Below are 19,791 nucleotides of genomic sequence, written 5' to 3'. Positions count from 1 at the left end.
TCACGAATTAATATATGATAATAGTCATATAAAAATCAATTAAAACACTTTTGTTCAAGTAATTAGCGTGATTTGGTGAGATCAATGTGCCTCCAACCAATCATCGCCAACACCCAAATCGACATCCAAGGGAACCTTTAGTTTATAGGCCTGTTCCATTTCGTTTTTTACTAGGGTTTTTATGGTTTCCAATTCTGGTTTGAATACATCAAAAACCAGTTCGTCATGCACTTGAAGAAGCATTTTGGTTTTAAAATTGCTGGCTTCCAGTTTATCGTGAATGTGAATCATGGCTATTTTTATGATGTCGGCCGCACTACCTTGAATGGGTGCGTTAACGGCATTGCGCTCGGCAGCACCGCGTACCACAGCATTTCTGGAATTGATATCGTTTAAATAACGGCGCCTGCCCAAAACAGTTTGCACATACCCGTTTTCCCTTGCGAAATGGATTTGGTCATTGATATACTGTTTTAATTTTGGGTAGGTGGCATAGTAGGTGTCAATCAATTCTTTTGCTTCACTTCGGCTCAAGCTGGTTTGGTTGCTCAAACCAAAGGCAGATACCCCATAGATAATTCCAAAATTAACAGTTTTGGCATTGCTTCGTTGTTCCCTGGTGACTTCGGCTAGTGGCACATTAAATACTTTGGAAGCGGTTGAGGCGTGAATATCCTCCCCGTTTTTAAATGCTTCAATCATGGTGTCCTCATCACTCAAGGCGGCAATAATGCGCAATTCTATTTGTGAATAATCGGCGGACAGTAAAGTAAAGTCGTTGTTTCTGGGAATAAACGCTTTTCTTACTTGCCTGCCTCGTTCGGTTCTAATGGGTATATTTTGTAGATTGGGATTGTTACTGCTCAATCGTCCCGTGGCGGCAACGGTTTGCATATAATCGGTATGTACGCGTCCTGTTGACGGTTCTATCTGGTTTGGCAGGGCATCAACATAGGTGCTTTTTAATTTTGAAAGCCCTCTAAAATCCAATATATGCTGGATAATGTCATGGTCCTTGGCCAAATAACTTAAAATATCTTCAGAAGTGGCGTATTGCCCTGTTTTGGTCTTTTTGGGCTTGTCAACCAGTTTTAATTTATCAAATAAAATGTCGCCTAATTGTTTTGGTGAAGCGATGTTGAATACTTCTCCTGCTTCTTTGTAAATCAGTTTTTCCAATGATTTGATGTCATTGTCCAATTGTTCTGAAAGCGAATTCAGGAAGTCCTTATCAAGATTAATGCCTTCCAGTTCCATATCGGCCAAAACGCGCAACAACGGAATTTCAATCTCGTCAAACAGCTTTTGGGTGTTGGCCTCGCCCAGTTCTTTTTCAAAATGTTCCTTGAGTTGTAAAGTGATATCGGCATCCTCAACGGCATATTCGGTTTGTTGTTCGAAAGGCACCTCACGCATGGTGAGCTGGTTTTTGCCCTTTTTACCAATCAGGGTTTCTATGGAAATAGGCGTGTAGTTTAAATAGGTTTCAGAAAGCACATCCATATTATGGCGCATATCAGGGTTAATGAGGTAATGCGCCAGCATAGTATCAAATAATTTTCCTTTGACTTTTATATTGTATTTACGAAGGACTTTGATATCGTACTTTAAATTCTGACCAATTTTTTGAATGTTCTCATTTTCAAAAAACGGACGTAATTGTTCTATCAAGTCTTGCGCCTCATCTCTGTTTTCAGGAAACGGTAGGTAAAACCCCTTGCCAACTTCCCAAGAAAAGGCAATGCCAACCAATTCGGCAGAGATGGGATTGATACTGGTGGTTTCTGTATCGAAACACACACTGCTCTGCTTGAGTAAATTTTGAATGAATAGTTTGGTGGCCATACCAATAGCTACACTTTGATAAAAATGTGACGTGGTCTCAGCGGTTTTTCTTGAGCTGTATGGTGTTGTTGTTCCATCATCATTGTCGTCTCCAAACAGCGAAAATTGACCGGCACCTGCTTTGGCAGAAGATCCTTTAGCATCGGTTTTTTGTTTTTCTGAGGTTGGTGCAACATCGGATTGCTCTTGCGAAGACGGTTCTGCTTCCACTGCAAATGTTTTTTGAAAATTGGCAAGCAGTTGCCTAAACTCCAGTTCCTCAAAAATCTCGGTTACTTTTTGAATATCAGGATGGTTCAATTCAAAATCCTTGGCATCAAATTCAACAGGGACATCCAGCATAATGGTTGCCAATTTTTTTGAAAGCATACCAAGCTCTTTATTGGCTTCAATGTTCTCTTTCATTTTGCCTTTTAGCTCATGGGTATTGGCCAACAAATTTTCCATACTGCCATATTGGGCAATAAACTTTTTTGCTGTTTTTTCGCCTACACCTGGCAATCCTGGTATATTATCACTGGAATCGCCCATCATGCCCAAAAAGTCAATGACCTGTAAGGGGTTTTCTACTTCAAATTTCTTTTTTACTTCTTCAATGCCCCAAGTTTCATAACCACCACCAAACGATTTGGGGCGGTACATAAACACGTTTTCGGTCACTAACTGCGCAAAATCCTTGTCAGGTGTTACCATAAAGGTTTGATAGCCTTCTTTTTCAGCCTGCTTGGATAGGGTGCCTATAACATCATCGGCCTCGAAACCTTCCTTGACCATAATGGGGATGTGCATGGCCTCTAAAATATCATGAATGTAGGGCACGGCTATTTTAATGGCTTCGGGGGTTTCATCTCGGTTAGCTTTGTAAGCTTCAAACATTTCAACGCGATCTACACTGCCACCCTTATCAAAACAAACAGCCAAGTGGTCTGGGCGTTCGCGTTTTATGACATCCAAAAGAGAATTCATAAAGCCCATAATGGCTGAGGTATCTGTTCCTTTGGAGTTTATTCTGGGATTTTTTATAAAGGCGTAATATCCGCGGAAAATCAATGCATAGGCATCTACTAAAAAAAGGCGTTTTTGGTCTGACATGGATGTTTTTTTATTGAGTGTATAAATCTACAAAACTTATCTGGCGAATAGAAATTAATTCAAACGCTAAATAATCTGATAAATTGATACCAATCATTTTTTAAATATTGGTTTCTTTTTGATATTGTGAAAGATAAGAGGTGTTTTTCCATGAAAATAAATTGTTAATCTTACATTAAATTGTACAAAATTGTGTTCTTTAGTTTTTAAATTTGACAAAAAAGTCTATGTCTCGTTTTATTGTGGCGCTTATCATATTTTCTTTATTATTTCTTATTGTTGAGTTTTATGCGTTTCAGGCATTAAAAACCATTACAAAGAACAGATACATACGAATTATTTGGATACTGGTTGCGCTTGCTATCTATATCAATTTGTTTTACGTGTTGCTTACAACGCCAAGATCCGCCGGGCAAACCAAAGCTTTTCAAATGGCTTTGGGGTTGGTGTTGACATTTTTTGTTCCTAAAGTAGTTATGCTGTTGGTCATGTTTGGAGAAGACGTTGTACGTGTTATTCAAAAACTGTTTTCATATGTGTCTTCTGGTCCTACTCAGCCCATAGCCAGCAGGCGCTTGTTTGTATCCAGATTGGCCTTAGGGTTGGCAGCTATTCCGTTTGCTTCATTTATCTACGGAATCATTCAAGGGCGATACAATTACAAGGTGTTGAAGTATCAATTGGAGTTTGAGGATCTGCCCGAAGCGTTTGATGGCTTTACCATCACGCAAATATCAGACATCCATTCTGGAAGTTTTACCAACCGCGAAAAAATCCAGTATGGTATTGATTTAATAAAGGAACAGCAATCCGATCTTTTGCTTTTTACAGGCGACATTGTAAACAACAAAGCCGATGAAATGGATGCATGGATGGAGGCCTTTGGTAATTTTGAAGCACCTTACGGAAAATTTTCAATTTTAGGAAATCATGATTATGGTGATTATGTTGAATGGAAGAACGAAGCAGATAAAGCAAAAAATTTCCAGGCAGTAAAGGATATTCATCCAAAAATAGGATTTGACTTATTGTTGAACGAACACCGTTATATTGAAAAAGACGGACAAAAAATCGCATTGATAGGGATAGAAAACTGGGGAAAAGGCTTTAATAAAGCCGGTGATTTAAAGAAAGCTTCAGAAGGCGTCAATAAAGACGATTTTAAAATACTCATGTCGCATGACCCGTCGCATTGGGAATTAAAAGTAAAAAAAGATGATTTTAATTACCATTTAACGTTGAGTGGTCATACCCATGGCTTGCAGATGGGTATTGAAATACCAGGGTATTTTAGATGGAGTCCTTCCAAGTACGTATACAAACAATGGGCAGGGTTGTATTCTGAGTTTGGCAGGTACATTAATGTGAACAGGGGCTTTGGCTACCACGCCTTTCCTGGGCGTGTTGGTATATGGCCAGAAATAACGGTTATTCAACTTAAAAAAAAGCCTAGGGTTGCATAATATTGCGTGCGTGTTGTAGTTATAAAGAAATTGTGTATTTTTATAATAATGGATTGATGATTGTATTATAAATAGCTTGTGTATTTATAATATTAAAAAAAAACGTAGGTTTGTATAAGTACATTTGACTAATAAACAATAAAGTATGTCAAAATTTGGGGAACTAATAGATATAGACATTCCTGTTTTGTTGGATTTTTTTACGGAATGGAATGACCAATCTACAGCTATGCATCCGGTATTAAGAGATGTGGCAGCGGCGCTGGGTGATAAGGCTAAGGTAATTAAAATTGACGTTGAGAAGAACCAAGAGCTAGCCGAAGCTCTTAGAGTTAAAGGCCTGCCCACATTGATTATTTATAAAAACGGTGAAATGAAATGGCGCCAAAGTGGTGAGCAAGATGCCAATACCTTGATAGGCATCATTAAGCAGTATCTTTAAACTGCAAGCGGCTTAAACGCATATCCCTGTTTGCCGTAATAATCCAAGACTTTTGGTAAGGCATACATCATGTTTTTGGAAGCTTTTATGCTGTCGTGAAATACAATGATACTTCCGTTTGTGGCATTTTCTTTAATATTTTCAAAACAAGTTTCTTGCGATATGTTTTTGTCCCAATCAAATGATAACACGTCCCACATAACGATACGATAGCCTAATGCCATTAGTTTTTTGGCTTGTTTGGGTTTTATGCGTCCGTAAGGTGGGCGGAATAGATTAACAGTTGTTGAATGGTGGTTTTTAGGATTTGAGATTTGGGATTTGAGAACAGACTGGCAAAGGTTAACATTGCTTAAATAGTCTGAAGTTTTGGTTTTCCAGCCTTTTAAATGGTTATAAGTATGGTTGCCTATGGAATGCCCTTCTTTTACGATTTCTCGGACAATATTTGGGTGATTTTCTATATTATTGCCTATACAAAAAAAAGTGGCTTTGGCATCATACTTTTTTAAGGTCTCAAGGGTCCATTCTGTAATGTCCGGTGTGGGACCGTCATCAAAAGTCAGGTAAATAACCTTGTCATGAGTGTTGATGTCCCAAACATAGTTTGGGAACATTTTTTTAACCATCAAAGGGGTTTTTACAGGAACTAAACTCATGTTTTGTTCTATCGCTTAACTAACACAGTTTTAAGATTATTGCCCATTTTCAGGCATCAAACCAGCGTCTGGCATAATGGTAGTTGTATCTGGAATGTCTTTGTCTACCTGTTCTTCATCCGAGCCTTCACTATCATAAAAATGTCTGAATAATCTTAAATAATTATTAAACACTTCGCTTTCGGTTTTGGCAAAGTCCCTATCATATTCTATAAGGACATCCACTAAACTTTTATAGCGTTGTATATCGGTATAAATATCTTCAAACAATCGTTCTTGATTATCTTTTGTCAAACCGCTGTAATACGTTAGGTTTTCTTGATATTTTTTAGCCACATCTTTAAATAATGCCTGGGCTTTTTCTTTAGCACCCACTTCATAATAGGCACTGATATAAGGTTCTAAAAGTGTGTAGTAACCATAGTAATCTACAGGCATGTTTTTCATGGCTATATCAGCAATTTCTTCAGCTTTATCAAGTTTCTTCTCATTGATTAACTGCTCCATTAATCTAGCAAGATTACCTCTGTAAGAAATGGAGTTTTTGCGTGTTTCAGGATCATGATAAATGTCTTTTCCGCTGTTGCCCCAATCCCAATGGATGACTTTGTTGTACATAAGGTCTGAGTCTACGCGGCCCATATCAAATGGATTGGCTTTGTCAACAGGTGTTTTAATGGGCACCAATTTATAGCACATACCATCCAACTGTAAGTAATCTTTCATCCACAGATAATCGTCATCCCCAAAGCTTCCCCCAGTGAAATATATAGGGCGTTTCCAATCGTTATTGGCTACTATATCCAACATGAGTAATCGGTTTTTGTAGAGCGCGCCTTCTTTAATTTTGATATCAATGTAAGGCACGATTTTGTCGGCATCTTTAGGTTTTACAATACCAGATTCTAAAGCATTTTCTTTATTAACTGGAATCCGCACATTTTCTGTAGGCAGATAATTGGCATTTAAATCTTGTCTCCTAATGGAACTAACATCAACGCCTTGTTGCTCCAACACATATTTATATTTTGTTCTGGGATTATCGCTAGTAATAAAATTTAAAAACTCCTTGACGTCAATAGTATCCTTAACAATAGGTTCTTTGATAATATAATCCCGTGTTCCATATTTGTATTGGTCATGTGTGAGTTGCGAAGGAATAGGGTCGCTATCGTAAGACTTGCGTTTCATTTGGTCAATATACCAATCGGTTTGGAACAAGCTGGTATTAACCACCCTTACATCGGTTCTGTAGCCTTCAATTTCTTGGGCATACCAGAGCGCGAAGGTATCATTATCACCTATGGAAAATAAAATGCCGTCTTTAGCACAGGAGTCTAGATACATTTTTGCCATGGATTTGGCGGTATATTTATCAGATCGGTCATGGTCATCCCAGTTATTGGCCGCTAAAATTCCCGGTACTAATACCAAACAAACAATGGTTATGGCTGGCGCCAACATTTTTGTTGAGGTGTATTTTTTTAAACTGTCAAAAATGGCATAAACCCCAAACCCTATCCAAAGGGCAAACACATAAAAGGAGCCTACCACTGAGTAATCCCGTTCACGTGGTTCAAATGGACGGACATTGGTGTAAAACTGTATGGCAAGTCCTGTAAACAGGAAGAACACCAACATGGTCCAAAATAGTTTTTTGTCTTTGTTAAACAAAAAGAACAAACCGATCAAACCAAGAATAAGTGGTAAAAAGTAATAGGTGTTCCTGGCCTTGTTGTTTTTAACATCGCTTGGCAAATTATCTTGGGAGAGTCCCAAATGCCATTCATCAATGGGTTTGATGCCGCTTATCCAATTGCCGTGGTTGTCCATCCGCCCTTGTATATCATCTTGACGGCCTACAAAATTCCACATAAAATAACGCCAGTACATATATCCCAATTGGTATTCCAACATAAAGGCTATATTACTGCCAAGTGACGGTTTTTCAACATCGATGTAGTTTTTGTAGCGCTTTAAAAAATTATTATAATCGTCATAATCCACATTGCCTTTGGCAACATCGTTTTTAAATTGCGAAACGGCTGTTCTAAGCTCATTCTGCATTTGATATTCCGGTTTTAATTTAAAATCCAAATACCCAGAAAACATCATGTAATTGGCAGCATGTTCCGTGCTCCACATACGCGGAAGAATGGCCGACTGCTTGGAGTTGTAATTTTGTTTGGCGTTTTTATAATCGTTTACAATAACGTATTCCCCTTTTTTCTCGTCTTTTTCATATTTGGGTTTATCATCAACATACGGATTTTTTTCATCTAGATACGCATATTGATCAGTGAACAAAGGACCATAAAACAAATGGGTTTCGGGATATTGCTCTAAATTGTAATACGCTAACAATTCCCGGGCACTGGACGGATTATTTTCATTAATCACTACATTGGCATTGGCACGAATGGGCAATAGCGTCCAAGAAGAAAATCCTATTATAATGAAGGTAATACAAAGAATGGCAGTATTGAGATGTACATAATTTTTTTTGCGAGTATATTTTATTCCGTAGTAAATAAGGGCAACCAAAAGCAATCCTGCGATAATGGAACCTGAATTAAAAGGAAGCCCAATGGAATTCACAAAAAAGATTTCAAACGCACTAAAATAGCGCAATAAGTTTGGAGCCAATAACTTAAAAATAAACAATAGAATGGCCACAGAAACCACATTGGCGATAATGAAGTTTTTAACGGTAATGGTCTTGTAATTTTTAAAGAAGTAAATAAGTCCAATAGCCGGAATGGTCAACAATCCCATAAAATGGACGCCAAATGACAAACCAATGATAAAGGAAATGAAAATAAGCCACCGGTTTCCCCTTGGTTTGTTCATATCTTGTTCCCAGCGTAATGCAGCCCAAAATAGTACGGCCATAATTAAAGTGGCCATGGCATACACTTCGGCCTCAACAGCATTAAACCAAAAAGAATCTGTAAATGTAAACGCTAAACTGCCTACTAAACCGCTACCAAGGATAGCCAATGCTTTTTGTTGGGTCAATTCCTTTTTTTGAATGACCAATTTTTTTAATAATAAGGTAATGGACCAAAACATAAACATGATGGTAAAGGCGCTGGCCATTGCACTCATTAGGTTGATCATTGTGGCAATGAGTTGATTGTTGCCAAAAGCAAATAACGAGAAAAACGCCCCAAACATTTGAAACAATGGTGCTCCAGGTGGATGGCCAACCTCTAATTTCGAGGAGGTAACAATAAACTCTCCACAGTCCCAAAAACTCACTGTAGGTTCAATAGTTGAGCCATATACTATAAAAGCTATTAAAAAAGTGAACCACCCCGTTAAGGTGTTCCATTTTTTAAAGTTGAAATATGTCATCTGTTCATGTTTTTTACAATGGCGAATTTAACAATAAATATGAAATGAGGTATAAGTATTTAGTTTGTGTTAACATAATTGAACAGAAATAGAACATTGTTTATTGCCTAATTGGCAAGCAGGTGCCTAATAACCCCCTTTGGTTTTTCAAGAAAACCCCATGATTCGCATAATTATTTTCAAAAAAATACTTGTGCAAATAAAACTTTGTGCTAAATTTGCACCCTCAATTACACATTGGCCTATGGTGTAACTGGCAACACGTCTGGTTTTGGTCCAGAAGAGTCTAGGTTCGAGCCCTAGTAGGCCAACAAAAAAGTCTCAATTCTTCATTTTTGGAGTTGAGACTTTTTGTTTTATTATAAATTAATTCAAAAATCATTCAATTTTAAAGGTTATTACAGGGCGTTTGGCATGGTTAACCAAATCCTCGCTTATGCTGCCATTAAAAAAATGGGACAGACCTTGTCTGCCATGGGTGCACATGCCAATTAAATCTGCGGCTATACCTTGTGAGAAATTCATAATCCCTTTTTCTACGCTAATGTCATTGTATATGTTAACTGTGTAGTTTTCAAAACCAAAACCTTTTACAAATGTTTTTATTAGGGTTTCTGCTTCTTCTGTGGTCATAAAATCACTAGCCGTGTTCACAAAGAGCAAATGTATTTTAGCGTTTAATAGTTTTGAAATGGCTATTGCTTTTTCAAAAGGAGCTTTGTACTTGTCCTTAAAATTGGATGCAAACACAAAATGGTCAACATTAAAAACAGGATGTTCCTTTTTAATGACCAGTACAGGGACTTCTGAGGTACGTACTACTTTTTCAGTATTGGAGCCGATGAGCAATTCCCTAAACCCGTTGGCACCGTGAGACCCCATGACAATTAAATCAATTTTGTGCTTTTTGCATACTTGATATACACCTTTAAAGGGTTCGTGAAACTCTACAATTTCATGGACATTGATGCCTTTAAGATAGTCTTTTGCTAATAAGCCTTCAAAATGTTTATGGGCCAGTTTCATAAAGTACATGGCTTCTGGCAGATTTTGATAGGAGCTCAAAGGGTCAACTTTGTGTAAAGGCATTTCTAATGTATGAAGCAAATAAAGATCACATTTGTGCTTTATTGCCAATTGAGCGGCCACTTTCAAGGCGTTTTCGGCTTGTTCGGAAAAATCTGTTGGGACAAGTATTTTTTTCATATTTTTCGTGGTATATCAATCATAAATTTATGAATATTACTTTAAAAATCAATTAAAAATTTTATATATTTGCGGCGTTGTAAGGCAAAAAAGAAATATGAGGGGACAAAAAGTCCCCTCTTTTCATAATAAAAATGTTTAAAACCACAGTAAAAGAGTTACTCAATAAGGCACTGGAAGAACGAACCGATTTGTTTCTGATAGAAATGACCATTTCTGAAGACAACCGAATAAAAATTATTATTGACGGAGACAAAGGCGTAAGTGTTGAGGACTGTATGTTTGTAAGTAGAGCCATTGAGCACAATCTGGACAGGGAAGAAACAGATTTTGCCCTAGAAGTGGCCTCAGCAGGAGCAACCTCGCCAATAGTCAATAACAGACAGTACAACAAAAATATAGGAAGAACCCTTGAAGTAAAAACAACTTCAGATAACATAGAAGGAATCCTTAAAGATACCTCAGATGAAGGTATTTCATTGGAATGGAAAGTTAGGGAGCCAAAACCTGTAGGTAAAGGTAAGGTAACCGTGAAAAAGGAAGCTGTGATAGCTTACAGTGATATTGTAGAAGCAAAAGTGATGATTAAATTTTAATTCAAAAAGAGTTATGGAGAATATTGCGTTAATTGAATCGTTTTCAGAATTCAAAGACGATAAGTTAATTGATCGTGTAACGTTAATGGCTATTTTAGAGGATGTCTTTAGAAGTGCCCTAAAAAAGAAGTTTGGCGATGATGATAATTTTGATATTATTGTAAATCCAGATAAAGGCGATTTAGAAATTTGGAGAAACCGTGTTGTGGTTGCTGATGGTGAAGTTGAAGAGCCCAATCAAGAAATTTCATTGTCTGAAGCACGTAAAATAGAGCCTGATTTTGAAGTTGGCGAAGATGTGTCTGAAGAAGTGAAACTGGCTGATTTAGGGCGACGTGCTATTTTAGCGTTGCGTCAAAATTTGATCTCTAAAATCCACGAACACGACAATACCATAATCTACAAACAATTTAAGGATTTAGTAGGAGAGATTTACACCGCAGAGGTTCACCATATTCGTCATAGAGCAGTTATTTTGTTGGACGATGAGGGCAATGAGATTATCTTGCCAAAAGACAAACAAATCCCGTCAGACTTTTTCAGAAAAGGAGACAACGTAAGAGGTGTTATTGACAGTGTGGAACTTAAAGGAGCCAAACCGGCTATCATCATGTCAAGAAGCTCCCCTGTGTTTTTAGAGAAACTGTTTGAACAAGAAATCCCAGAAGTTTTTGATGGATTGATTACTATTAAAAACGTGGTAAGAATTCCCGGTGAAAAAGCAAAAGTAGCCGTAGACTCTTATGATGATAGAATAGACCCTGTCGGTGCTTGTGTAGGGATGAAAGGATCTAGAATTCATGGTATTGTTCGCGAATTGGGCAATGAAAACATTGATGTTATTAATTATACCAACAATTTGCAATTGTACATCACAAGAGCTTTGAGCCCAGCGAGAGTGACTTCCATAAAAATCAATGAAGACACCAAACGTGCTGAGGTTATTTTAAAACCAGAAGAAGTTAGTAAGGCCATTGGTAGAGGCGGTCATAACATTCGTTTGGCAGGCCAATTGACAGGATACGAAATTGATGTGTTTAGAGAAGGCGCCGAAGAGGATGTTGAATTATCAGAATTCACCGATGAAATAGAAGGTTGGATTATAGAAGAATTTAGCAAGGCTGGCCTTGATACTGCAAAAAGTATTTTGGAACAGGATGTGGATGATTTAGTAAAAAGAACAGATTTAGAAGAAGAAACAATAAAAGACGTTATAAGAATTCTGAGAGAAGAATTTGAAGAATAAGACATATATTTGGAATAACGCTTATATTTGATATATTAAAGGCAATTTATGGCTGAAACAATTAGATTAAATAAAGTATTACGTGAATTAAACATCTCTATCGATCGTGCTGTGGATTTTTTGGAATCCAAAGGTATTGAAATCGATAAGCGACCTACTACAAAAATTTCTGAGGAAGTATACGATATACTGTCCAATGAATTTGAAACGGATGCCAGTAAAAAAGTGGCGTCTAAAGAGGTAGGTGAAGCCAAACAAAAAGAGAAAGAGATTCTACGTGAACAACGTGAACGAGAGCTTGAGGAAAAACAGAAAGAGGAGGCAAAAAAAGAGGAAATCATAAAGGCTTCAAAGACAATATCAAAACCAAAGCAAGTTGGGAAAATAGATTTAGAGCCAAAAAAAGCCGAAGCCAAAATTCCAGAAAAAAAAGAAGAGGTTCAAGAGGAAGTCGCAAAAATACAAGATGACGCTAAGCCTAAAGAAGATGTTGTTGCTCCGGAACCTAAAGTAAGCAAACAAGACAAGCCTACTGAAGAAAGCAAAAAACCTTCAGAGCCTAATATAGTTAATGACGATGGCGTTCAAATTCCTGAAGAAAAGGTAGAGACTAAATATCAAAAACTGTCTGGGCCTAAAATTTCTGGAGATAAAATTGATTTATCACAATTCAATAGGCCAAAGAAAAAGAAAGAGGACAAGAAAGCAGATGGGAAACCATCTGATAATACCAACAAAAGAAAACGTCGTCGTATCAGCAAAGTTGGAGGTGCCCAACCGGGAAGCGACAAACCAGGTTCTCCAAAATCTGACGGACCAAATCGTGGTAATGATAGGTTTAAAGGAAACAAAGGAGGCGGAAGGCGTCCAATTATAAAAGAAGAGCCTAGTGAGGAAGATGTTCAAAAGCAAGTAAGGGAGACCCTTGAAAAACTTCAAGGAAAATCCAGCAAAGGCAAAGGGGCAAAATACCGAAGAGAAAAACGCGAACACCATAGAGAGCAAACAGAAAAAGACCTTCAAGCAGAAGCAGCTGATAGTAAAATCCTTAAAGTAACCGAATTTGTTACTGCTAGTGAAGTTGCAACTATGATGGACGTACCTGTTACGCAAATCATTTCGGCTTGTATGTCACTGGGTATGATGGTAACCATGAACCAACGTTTAGATGCTGAAACATTAAGCATTGTAGCCGATGAGTTTGGTTATCAGGTGGAGTTTGTTACTGCCGACATTGAAGAATCCATTGAAGAAGAGGAAGATAGAGAAGAAGATTTAAAACCCCGTGCACCTATTGTTACCGTTATGGGACACGTAGATCATGGGAAAACATCACTTCTGGATTATATTCGTAAAGAAAATGTGATAGCCGGAGAATCAGGAGGTATCACCCAGCACATTGGTGCCTATGGTGTGGAACTTGATAACGGACAAAAAATAGCATTTTTGGATACACCAGGTCACGAGGCGTTTACTGCTATGCGTGCCCGTGGTGCCCAAGTAACCGATTTGGCCATTATTGTGGTTGCCGCAGATGATGATATTATGCCGCAAACCAAAGAGGCCATTGCACATGCGCAAGCTGCCAGTGTGCCAATTGTTTTCGCTATCAATAAAATTGACAAACCTGATGCAAATCCTGATAAGATCAAAGAAGGATTGGCGCAAATGAATTTATTGGTAGAGGATTGGGGCGGAAAAATCCAATCACATGATATTTCAGCAAAACAAGGAACAGGCGTTAAGGAACTACTTGAAAAAGTGTTGCTTGAGGCTGAGTTGTTAGAGCTTAAAGCAAATCCTGATAAACCAGCAAGTGGTACTGTAGTTGAGGCTTATTTAGATAAAGGACGCGGTTATATTTCTACCATATTGGTTCAAGCGGGAACGCTTAGAATTGGCGATTATGTGCTAGCAGGTAAGAATAGCGGTAAAGTAAAAGCCATGCAAGATGAACGTGGTAATAATGTTGCCGAAGCTGGACCTTCTACACCGGTATCTATTTTAGGTTTGGATGGCGCACCACAAGCGGGCGATAAGTTTAACGTGTTCCAAGATGAACGTGAAGCCAAACAAATCGCTGCCAAACGGGCCCAATTACAACGTGAGCAATCCGTACGTACACAACGGCATATTACCCTTGATGAAATTGGACGACGTATTGCGCTAGGAGATTTCCAAGAGCTTAATATCATTCTTAAAGGTGATGTGGATGGTTCTGTTGAAGCGTTGACAGACTCGTTCCAGAAATTATCAACCGAAGAAATACAAGTCAATATTTTACACAAAGGTGTTGGAGCCATTACAGAAAGCGATGTATTGCTGGCTTCAGCTTCAGATGCCATTATTGTAGGATTCAATGTGCGTCCTGTTGGAAATGCCAGGGCAATTGCTGATAAGGAAGAAATAGACATTAGGACTTACTCCATTATCTATGATGCCATTAACGACCTTAAAGATGCTATGGAAGGTATGTTATCGCCAGAGCTCAAGGAAGAAATTACGGGTACTGCTGAAATCAGGGAAATCTTTAAAGTGTCAAAAGTTGGTACCATTGCAGGATGTATGGTAACCAATGGAAAAATATTCAGAAATTCTGGCATTCGTTTAATTAGAGATGGTGTGGTTGTCTTTACCGGAGAGTTGGCTTCTTTAAAACGATTTAAAGATGATGTTAAAGAAGTGGCCAAAGGATATGACTGCGGTATGCAAATCAAAAACTACAACGACATTAAAGAAGGTGATATTATAGAAGCCTTCCATGAAGTTGAAGTTAAAAAGAAACTGAAATAGAGTTTAAATTAATAGATAAAAAAATCCTCAATAGCATTGAGGATTTTTTTTGAAATATAATGAGCTAAGAAAATTATTTGAAGTCTTTTTTGGGTTTGAAAATAAAAGCGCCCGGAAATGTGTGTTTGACTTCTTTTAAGGCTCTGTCTGCTTCTAATCGTGTTGTAAAACTGCCGGCCCAAATTTTAAAATTAGGATATTCATAAACAATGGTTGAACGCCAATCGGGATAGCTAGAGTTAAATTTGGATTGGGTCGTTTCCGCTTCGGATCGATTACCAGAATACACTTGTATTTTGTAGCGATCTGTTGAGTTTTTGTTAATTTCCTTTTTCAGGTTCAACAATGTCTCAATATTTTTATCTTGATTTATGGTAACGATTCCTTGTTGTGCATAACCATAGGTTGCAAATGCACCATAACAAAATAAAGCTAACAGGCTAATTTTCAAATTCAATGTTTTCATTTTTAATTATATTTGTTACAAATGTAAAAGTTATTAACTTAAATGTCCTGCAATTTATTATTTAGAATCTCTCTAAATTATTAATTATCGCTTAACGGCGTTTCTCAAATCGACATTAAATATTACTTTTGCGTACGTTTTTGTAACTGTGTTTTTTTCTTTTATATAGAAAAAATCATACCAAAGTTTAGATGTTAATTCAACCAATAATATGAGACAGGTGACTCACTGTAGATTAAACACAAGTATTTTGTGTTTAGGTTTAATTATTTTATTAGCGTTCTCAACCTCACTTTCAGCTCAGGAAGGAGATCCAGCAAAAGGAAAAACATTATTTAATGCCAATTGTGCAGCTTGCCACCAGTTAGATAAAAAGATGACTGGGCCAGCCTTGCGTAATATTGAAGAGCGCATAGCAAATGATGCCGGTTTAGGTAGGGAATGGATTTATGATTGGGTTCACAATAGTGCGGGTGTCATTAAATCTGGTGATGCCTATGCCAATAAAATTTACAATGAGAATGGGCAAACTGCCATGACGGCATTTCCTCAATTATCCAACGCGGATATTGATGACATTTTAGCCTATACAGCTCAAGAGAAGCCAGCGCCAGCTGTAGCTCAAACTACGGCTACCACAACAACACAAAAGACAGACGGATCAAGTATTTCAAATAATATTATTTTAGGGGCACTTGCTATTTTATTTTTATTGTTGGCTTCTGGATTGTACTTGGTTAACAAAACATTGCGTCGTTTTGCTGCAGCAAAAGACATTGAGCTACCAGAAACACAGCGTACTCCACTTTGGAAAGCATTTGCACAAAATCAATTTTTAGTATTGGTTACCGTTATTTTTCTTATGTTGGCCAGTGCTTATTATGTATATGGATATATGATGCAAATAGGTGTTGACCAAGGATACCAGCCTGTTCAGCCAATACATTTTTCACATAAAATTCATGCCGGAGATAATGGTATAGATTGTAAATACTGTCACTCTTCTGCAAGGGTCAGTAAAACATCAGGAATTCCATCATTAAATGTGTGTATGAACTGTCATAAATCAATTTATGAATACAAAGGGGAAACATCTTTGGAATACACCAAAGAGTTTTATGATGGTGAAATCAAAAAATTATATGCAGCAGCAGGATGGGATGATGCGCAACAAAAATATACAGGTGAATCGCAACCTGTAAAATGGGTCAGAATCCATAATCTACCAGACTTTGTTTACTTTAACCATTCACAGCACGTTACGGTTGCTGGTGTAGAATGCCAAACATGTCATGGCCCTGTTCAAGAAATGGAAGTTGTGAGCCAGTTTGCGCCATTAACTATGGGTTGGTGTATTAACTGTCACAGAACAACAAACGTAAACATGAAAGATAACGGCTATTACAAAAAAATACACGAAGAGTTATCTAAAAAGTATGGTGTTGAAGAACTGACCGAAGCGCAAATGGGTGGTTTGGAATGTGGTAAGTGTCATTATTAATTTATTAAGAAGTAATTCAATTATAATATGTCATCAAACAAGAAATACTGGAAAAGTGTTGAGGAGCTTAACGAAAACAGCTCTATTGTTGAGGCGCTAAAACAAAACGAGTTTGTAGAAGAAATACCAACCGATGAATTTTTAGGCAATAAAGATTTGGGTGCGTCTTCAACAACCCGTCGCGATTTCTTAAAATATGTTGGGTTTAGTACGGCGGCAGCTACATTGGCCGCATGTGAAGGACCTGTCATCAAATCCATCCCTTATGTTGTGCAACCAGAGGAAATTATTCCTGGTGTGGCAAACTATTATGCAACTACTATTGCAGATGGGTATGATTTTGCGAGTGTTTTAGTAAAAACCCGTGAAGGTCGTCCAATTAAAATCCAAAGAAACACTTTAGCTAAAGCTAACGGTGGTGCCAATGCAAGAGTAAACGCATCGGTTTTAGGATTATATGACAGCTTGCGGGTACAAAGCCCTAGAAAAGAAGGAAGTCCTATTTCTTGGGAAGAATTGGATGCTGATGTTATTCAAAAACTGAATAGCTTAAAAGATTCAGGTAAAGATGTTGTTTTGTTGACACAAACTTTTGCCAGTCCTTCAACAAGCAGATTGATTGCTGAATTCAAAGAAAAATACGGAAATGTGCGCCATGTTGTTTATGATGCTGTTTCTGAGTCTGCGACATTAGATGCTTATCAAGCAAAATACGGCGAGCGTGCTTTACCAAATTATGATTTTTCAAAGGCTGAAACCATTGTGTCTATTGGTGCCGATTTCTTAGGAAACTGGCAAGGTGGTGGTTTTGATTCTGGATATTCAAAAAGCAGGGTACCACAAAATGGCAAAATGTCAAGACATATTCAGTTTGAATCTAATATGTCTTTAACAGGTGCTAATGCAGACAAACGTGTGCCGTTAACGCCAAGCGAACAAAAAATGGCATTGGCCAAATTATATAGCTATGTTGTTGGAGGTTCTGTTTCTGGAAGTTTACCAGAAGCTATTGATGAGGCTGTTAAAAAGGCGGCTTCTCAATTAAAAAGAGCTGGAAGCAAAGGTGTTGTGGTTACAGGTATTCAAGATGTCAATGCACAAACTGTTGTTCTTGAAATCAATGACTATTTAAACAGTCAGGTTTTTGATAAATCAACACCAATCAAATCTAGACAAGGTAGTGACAAGGCGGTGATGGACTTAATTTCTGATATGAAAGCAGGAAAAATTGGAGCCATTATCATGAGTGGTGTTAACCCAATCTACACATTGCCAAATGCGTCTGATTTTGCTGAAGGCTTAAAGAATACAGAATTATCTGTTGCGTTTTCAATGAAAGAAGATGAAACATCTTCTGAAACACAATATATCGCAGCAGCTCCTCATTATTTAGAATCTTGGGGTGATGCCGAAATCAAAAAAGGACATTATAGTTTAACACAACCTACTATTCGTCCGTTATTCAATACAAGACAATTTCAAGAGGCCTTGTTAAAATGGACTGGTAACGACATGTCTTACCATGATTACATTAAAGATACTTGGGGAACCGGTATTTTAAATGGAAGTTCATTTAACCAAGCCTTGCATGATGGTGTATTTGTAGGTGCCATTGCTACAGAAACTGAGGATACTACAGCAGCAATAGAAAATGCAGAAATGCCTTCAGGAGATGCGGCTAGAGCTTTGGCCGCGTCTGTAAAACCTAGCGCCTTAGAATTGACACTTTATACCAAAATAGGAATGGGAGATGGTCAACAAGCCAACAACCCTTGGTTACAAGAATTCCCAGACCCAATCACAAGAACTTCTTGGGACAACTATTTGACGGTTTCTAAATTTGATGCTGATGCCTTGGATTTGGTCAATACCCATGTTTCCAATGGTGCTTTAAATGGTAGTTATGCCAATGTAACCGTCAACGGAACAACTCTTAAAGTACCAGTGATTATTCAACCTGGTCAAGCAAAAGGATCGGTAGGATTGGCGCTTGGTTATGGTAGAACAGCCAAAGGTATCAAGGATGAAATGAAAACAGGTGTTAATGCGTATAAGTTATATCAAAACTTTAATCCTATTCAAGACGTTACTGTTGAGCTGGCTTCGGGTGAACATGAATTTGCTTGTATTCAGTTACAAAACACAATGGCTGGTAGGGCTGATATCATTAAGGAAACTACACTAGAAATATTTAACACCAAAGACAAAGAGCACTGGAACGAAAAAGAAGGTGTAAGTTATGACCATCAAGAAATTCCAACCAGCGATAAAAATGCTGATATTTGGGTAGGATACGACACCAGTATTGGACACCACTTTAATTTATCAATAGATTTAAATGCCTGTACAGGTTGTGGTGCTTGTGTGATTGCTTGCCATTCAGAAAACAACGTACCAGTAGTTGGAAAACGTGAAGTACGCAAATTTAGGGATATGCACTGGTTGCGTATTGACCGATACTATTCATCAAATGATACTTTTAAGGAAGAGCAGGAAGATCTTGAAAACTTAGGAGCTTTTGAACCGTATTCAAAAGTAGAAAGACAATCCTATGAAAATCCAGAGGTTGCTTTTCAACCAGTTATGTGTCAACACTGTAACCATGCGCCTTGCGAAACGGTATGTCCGGTTGCGGCTACGTCTCATGGTAGACAAGGCCAAAACCATATGGCGTATAACCGTTGCGTAGGAACGCGTTACTGTGCCAATAACTGCCCTTACAAAGTACGTCGTTTCAACTGGTTCTTATATAACGAGAATGATGAGTTTGATTACTACATGAATGATGATTTAGGCCGTATGGTTTTAAATCCAGATGTTGTAGTACGTTCTCGTGGTGTTATGGAAAAATGCTCTATGTGTATCCAAATGACACAAAAAACCATTTTAGATGCCAAACGAGACGGACGCGAAGTCAAAGATGGCGAGTTCCAAACAGCATGTTCTGCTGCTTGTAACAATGGTGCCATGGTATTTGGAGATGTTAATAATAAAGATTCTAAAATAGTGGAAATGGTTCAAGACGATAGAATGTACCATCTATTGGAAAGCGTAGGAACCAAACCTAATGTTATGTATCAGGTTAAAGTAAAAAACACAACAGAATCATAAACGTTTGAATTAAG

At 37.8% G+C, this 19,791-nt stretch carries 12 protein-coding genes and 1 tRNA gene; 8 read left to right on the top strand and 5 right to left on the bottom strand.

The annotated features are described in order from the left end of the window. Positions 1–81 precede the first annotated feature (81 nt). Entirely contained in the window at positions 82–2,937 is a 2,856-nt protein-coding gene (gene polA / locus IEW94_RS02100) for a DNA polymerase I (protein ID WP_188649609.1), read from the bottom strand. A gap of 227 nt (positions 2,938–3,164) precedes the next feature. Here polA and IEW94_RS02095 point away from each other — a divergent pair, with 227 nt between their 5' ends. Continuing rightward, positions 3,165–4,400, top strand: a complete 1,236-nt coding sequence (locus IEW94_RS02095) for a metallophosphoesterase (protein ID WP_188649608.1) — start codon at positions 3,165–3,167, stop codon at positions 4,398–4,400. Positions 4,401–4,545: 145 nt separating this feature from the next. Further along, on the top strand, positions 4,546–4,842 hold the full coding sequence (locus IEW94_RS02090; protein WP_188649607.1) for a thioredoxin family protein: 297 nt from the start codon (positions 4,546–4,548) through the stop codon (positions 4,840–4,842). Here the strand turns inward: IEW94_RS02090 and IEW94_RS02085 are convergent. Together IEW94_RS02085 and IEW94_RS02080 are read right to left on the bottom strand one after the other, a co-directional pair. Next, entirely contained in the window at positions 4,839–5,501 is a 663-nt protein-coding gene (locus tag IEW94_RS02085; RefSeq protein WP_188649606.1) for a polysaccharide deacetylase family protein, read from the bottom strand. The two genes, IEW94_RS02090 and IEW94_RS02085, sit on opposite strands and share 4 nt — an antisense overlap. 36 nt (positions 5,502–5,537) lie before the next feature. Then, positions 5,538–8,858 (bottom strand): glycosyltransferase family 117 protein, encoded by a 3,321-nt coding sequence (locus IEW94_RS02080; RefSeq protein ID WP_188649605.1) that lies wholly within the window; start codon positions 8,856–8,858, stop codon positions 5,538–5,540. Between the two features lie 238 nt (positions 8,859–9,096). On the opposite strand from IEW94_RS02080, the gene IEW94_RS02075 reads away from it, so the two are divergent. Continuing rightward, a tRNA-Gln gene (locus tag IEW94_RS02075) sits at positions 9,097–9,169 on the top strand. A gap of 67 nt (positions 9,170–9,236) precedes the next feature. Here the strand turns inward: IEW94_RS02075 and IEW94_RS02070 are convergent. Continuing rightward, a complete protein-coding gene (locus IEW94_RS02070) occupies positions 9,237–10,064 on the bottom strand; it encodes a universal stress protein (RefSeq protein ID WP_188649604.1) in 828 nt (275 codons plus the stop codon). Positions 10,065–10,198: 134 nt separating this feature from the next. On the opposite strand from IEW94_RS02070, the gene rimP reads away from it, so the two are divergent. The 3 genes from rimP to infB are packed head-to-tail and all read left to right on the top strand — an operon-like array spanning position 10,199 to position 14,699. After that, positions 10,199–10,660, top strand: coding sequence for a ribosome assembly cofactor RimP (gene rimP / locus IEW94_RS02065; RefSeq protein WP_188649603.1), 462 nt, complete (start codon positions 10,199–10,201; stop codon positions 10,658–10,660). A 13-nt stretch (positions 10,661–10,673) separates the two neighbouring features. Next, positions 10,674–11,906 carry a transcription termination factor NusA gene (nusA, locus tag IEW94_RS02060; protein ID WP_188649602.1) on the top strand — a complete coding sequence of 411 codons (1,233 nt, stop codon included), beginning with the start codon at positions 10,674–10,676 and terminating at the stop codon, positions 11,904–11,906. 48 nt (positions 11,907–11,954) lie between these two features. Next, entirely contained in the window at positions 11,955–14,699 is a 2,745-nt protein-coding gene (gene infB, locus IEW94_RS02055; protein WP_188649601.1) for a translation initiation factor IF-2, read from the top strand. Positions 14,700–14,772: 73 nt separating this feature from the next. On the opposite strand, the gene IEW94_RS02050 is transcribed toward infB, so the two are convergent. Further along, complete coding sequence (locus IEW94_RS02050) at positions 14,773–15,165, bottom strand: SPOR domain-containing protein (RefSeq protein ID WP_188649600.1); 393 nt, start codon at positions 15,163–15,165, stop codon at positions 14,773–14,775. A 211-nt stretch (positions 15,166–15,376) separates the two neighbouring features. Here IEW94_RS02050 and IEW94_RS02045 point away from each other — a divergent pair, with 211 nt between their 5' ends. Together IEW94_RS02045 and IEW94_RS02040 are read left to right on the top strand one after the other, a co-directional pair. Next, entirely contained in the window at positions 15,377–16,666 is a 1,290-nt protein-coding gene (locus IEW94_RS02045) for a cytochrome c3 family protein (protein ID WP_188649599.1), read from the top strand. Between the two features lie 27 nt (positions 16,667–16,693). Then, positions 16,694–19,777, top strand: coding sequence for a TAT-variant-translocated molybdopterin oxidoreductase (locus tag IEW94_RS02040; protein WP_188649598.1), 3,084 nt, complete (start codon positions 16,694–16,696; stop codon positions 19,775–19,777). Positions 19,778–19,791 lie beyond the last annotated feature (14 nt).

Source organism: Yeosuana aromativorans (genome assembly GCF_014646655.1).
Lineage (GTDB): Bacteria > Bacteroidota > Bacteroidia > Flavobacteriales > Flavobacteriaceae > Yeosuana > Yeosuana aromativorans.
The sequence above is the reverse complement of the archived record's forward strand: the minus strand, read 5'-3'. Positions and strand labels throughout refer to the sequence as shown.

Excerpts from the sequence above, each read along its gene's own strand:
- polA (WP_188649609.1), bottom strand. The coding sequence starts at position 2,937 with ATGTCAGACCAAAAACGCCTTTTTTTAGTAGATGCCTATGCATTGATT.
- IEW94_RS02095 (WP_188649608.1), top strand. The coding sequence starts at position 3,165 with ATGTCTCGTTTTATTGTGGCGCTTATCATATTTTCTTTATTATTTCTT.
- IEW94_RS02090 (WP_188649607.1), top strand. The coding sequence starts at position 4,546 with ATGTCAAAATTTGGGGAACTAATAGATATAGACATTCCTGTTTTGTTG.
- IEW94_RS02085 (WP_188649606.1), bottom strand. The coding sequence starts at position 5,501 with ATGAGTTTAGTTCCTGTAAAAACCCCTTTGATGGTTAAAAAAATGTTC.
- IEW94_RS02080 (WP_188649605.1), bottom strand. The coding sequence starts at position 8,858 with ATGACATATTTCAACTTTAAAAAATGGAACACCTTAACGGGGTGGTTC.
- IEW94_RS02070 (WP_188649604.1), bottom strand. The coding sequence starts at position 10,064 with ATGAAAAAAATACTTGTCCCAACAGATTTTTCCGAACAAGCCGAAAAC.
- rimP (WP_188649603.1), top strand. The coding sequence starts at position 10,199 with ATGTTTAAAACCACAGTAAAAGAGTTACTCAATAAGGCACTGGAAGAA.
- nusA (WP_188649602.1), top strand. The coding sequence starts at position 10,674 with ATGGAGAATATTGCGTTAATTGAATCGTTTTCAGAATTCAAAGACGAT.
- infB (WP_188649601.1), top strand. The coding sequence starts at position 11,955 with ATGGCTGAAACAATTAGATTAAATAAAGTATTACGTGAATTAAACATC.
- IEW94_RS02050 (WP_188649600.1), bottom strand. The coding sequence starts at position 15,165 with ATGAAAACATTGAATTTGAAAATTAGCCTGTTAGCTTTATTTTGTTAT.
- IEW94_RS02045 (WP_188649599.1), top strand. The coding sequence starts at position 15,377 with ATGAGACAGGTGACTCACTGTAGATTAAACACAAGTATTTTGTGTTTA.
- IEW94_RS02040 (WP_188649598.1), top strand. The coding sequence starts at position 16,694 with ATGTCATCAAACAAGAAATACTGGAAAAGTGTTGAGGAGCTTAACGAA.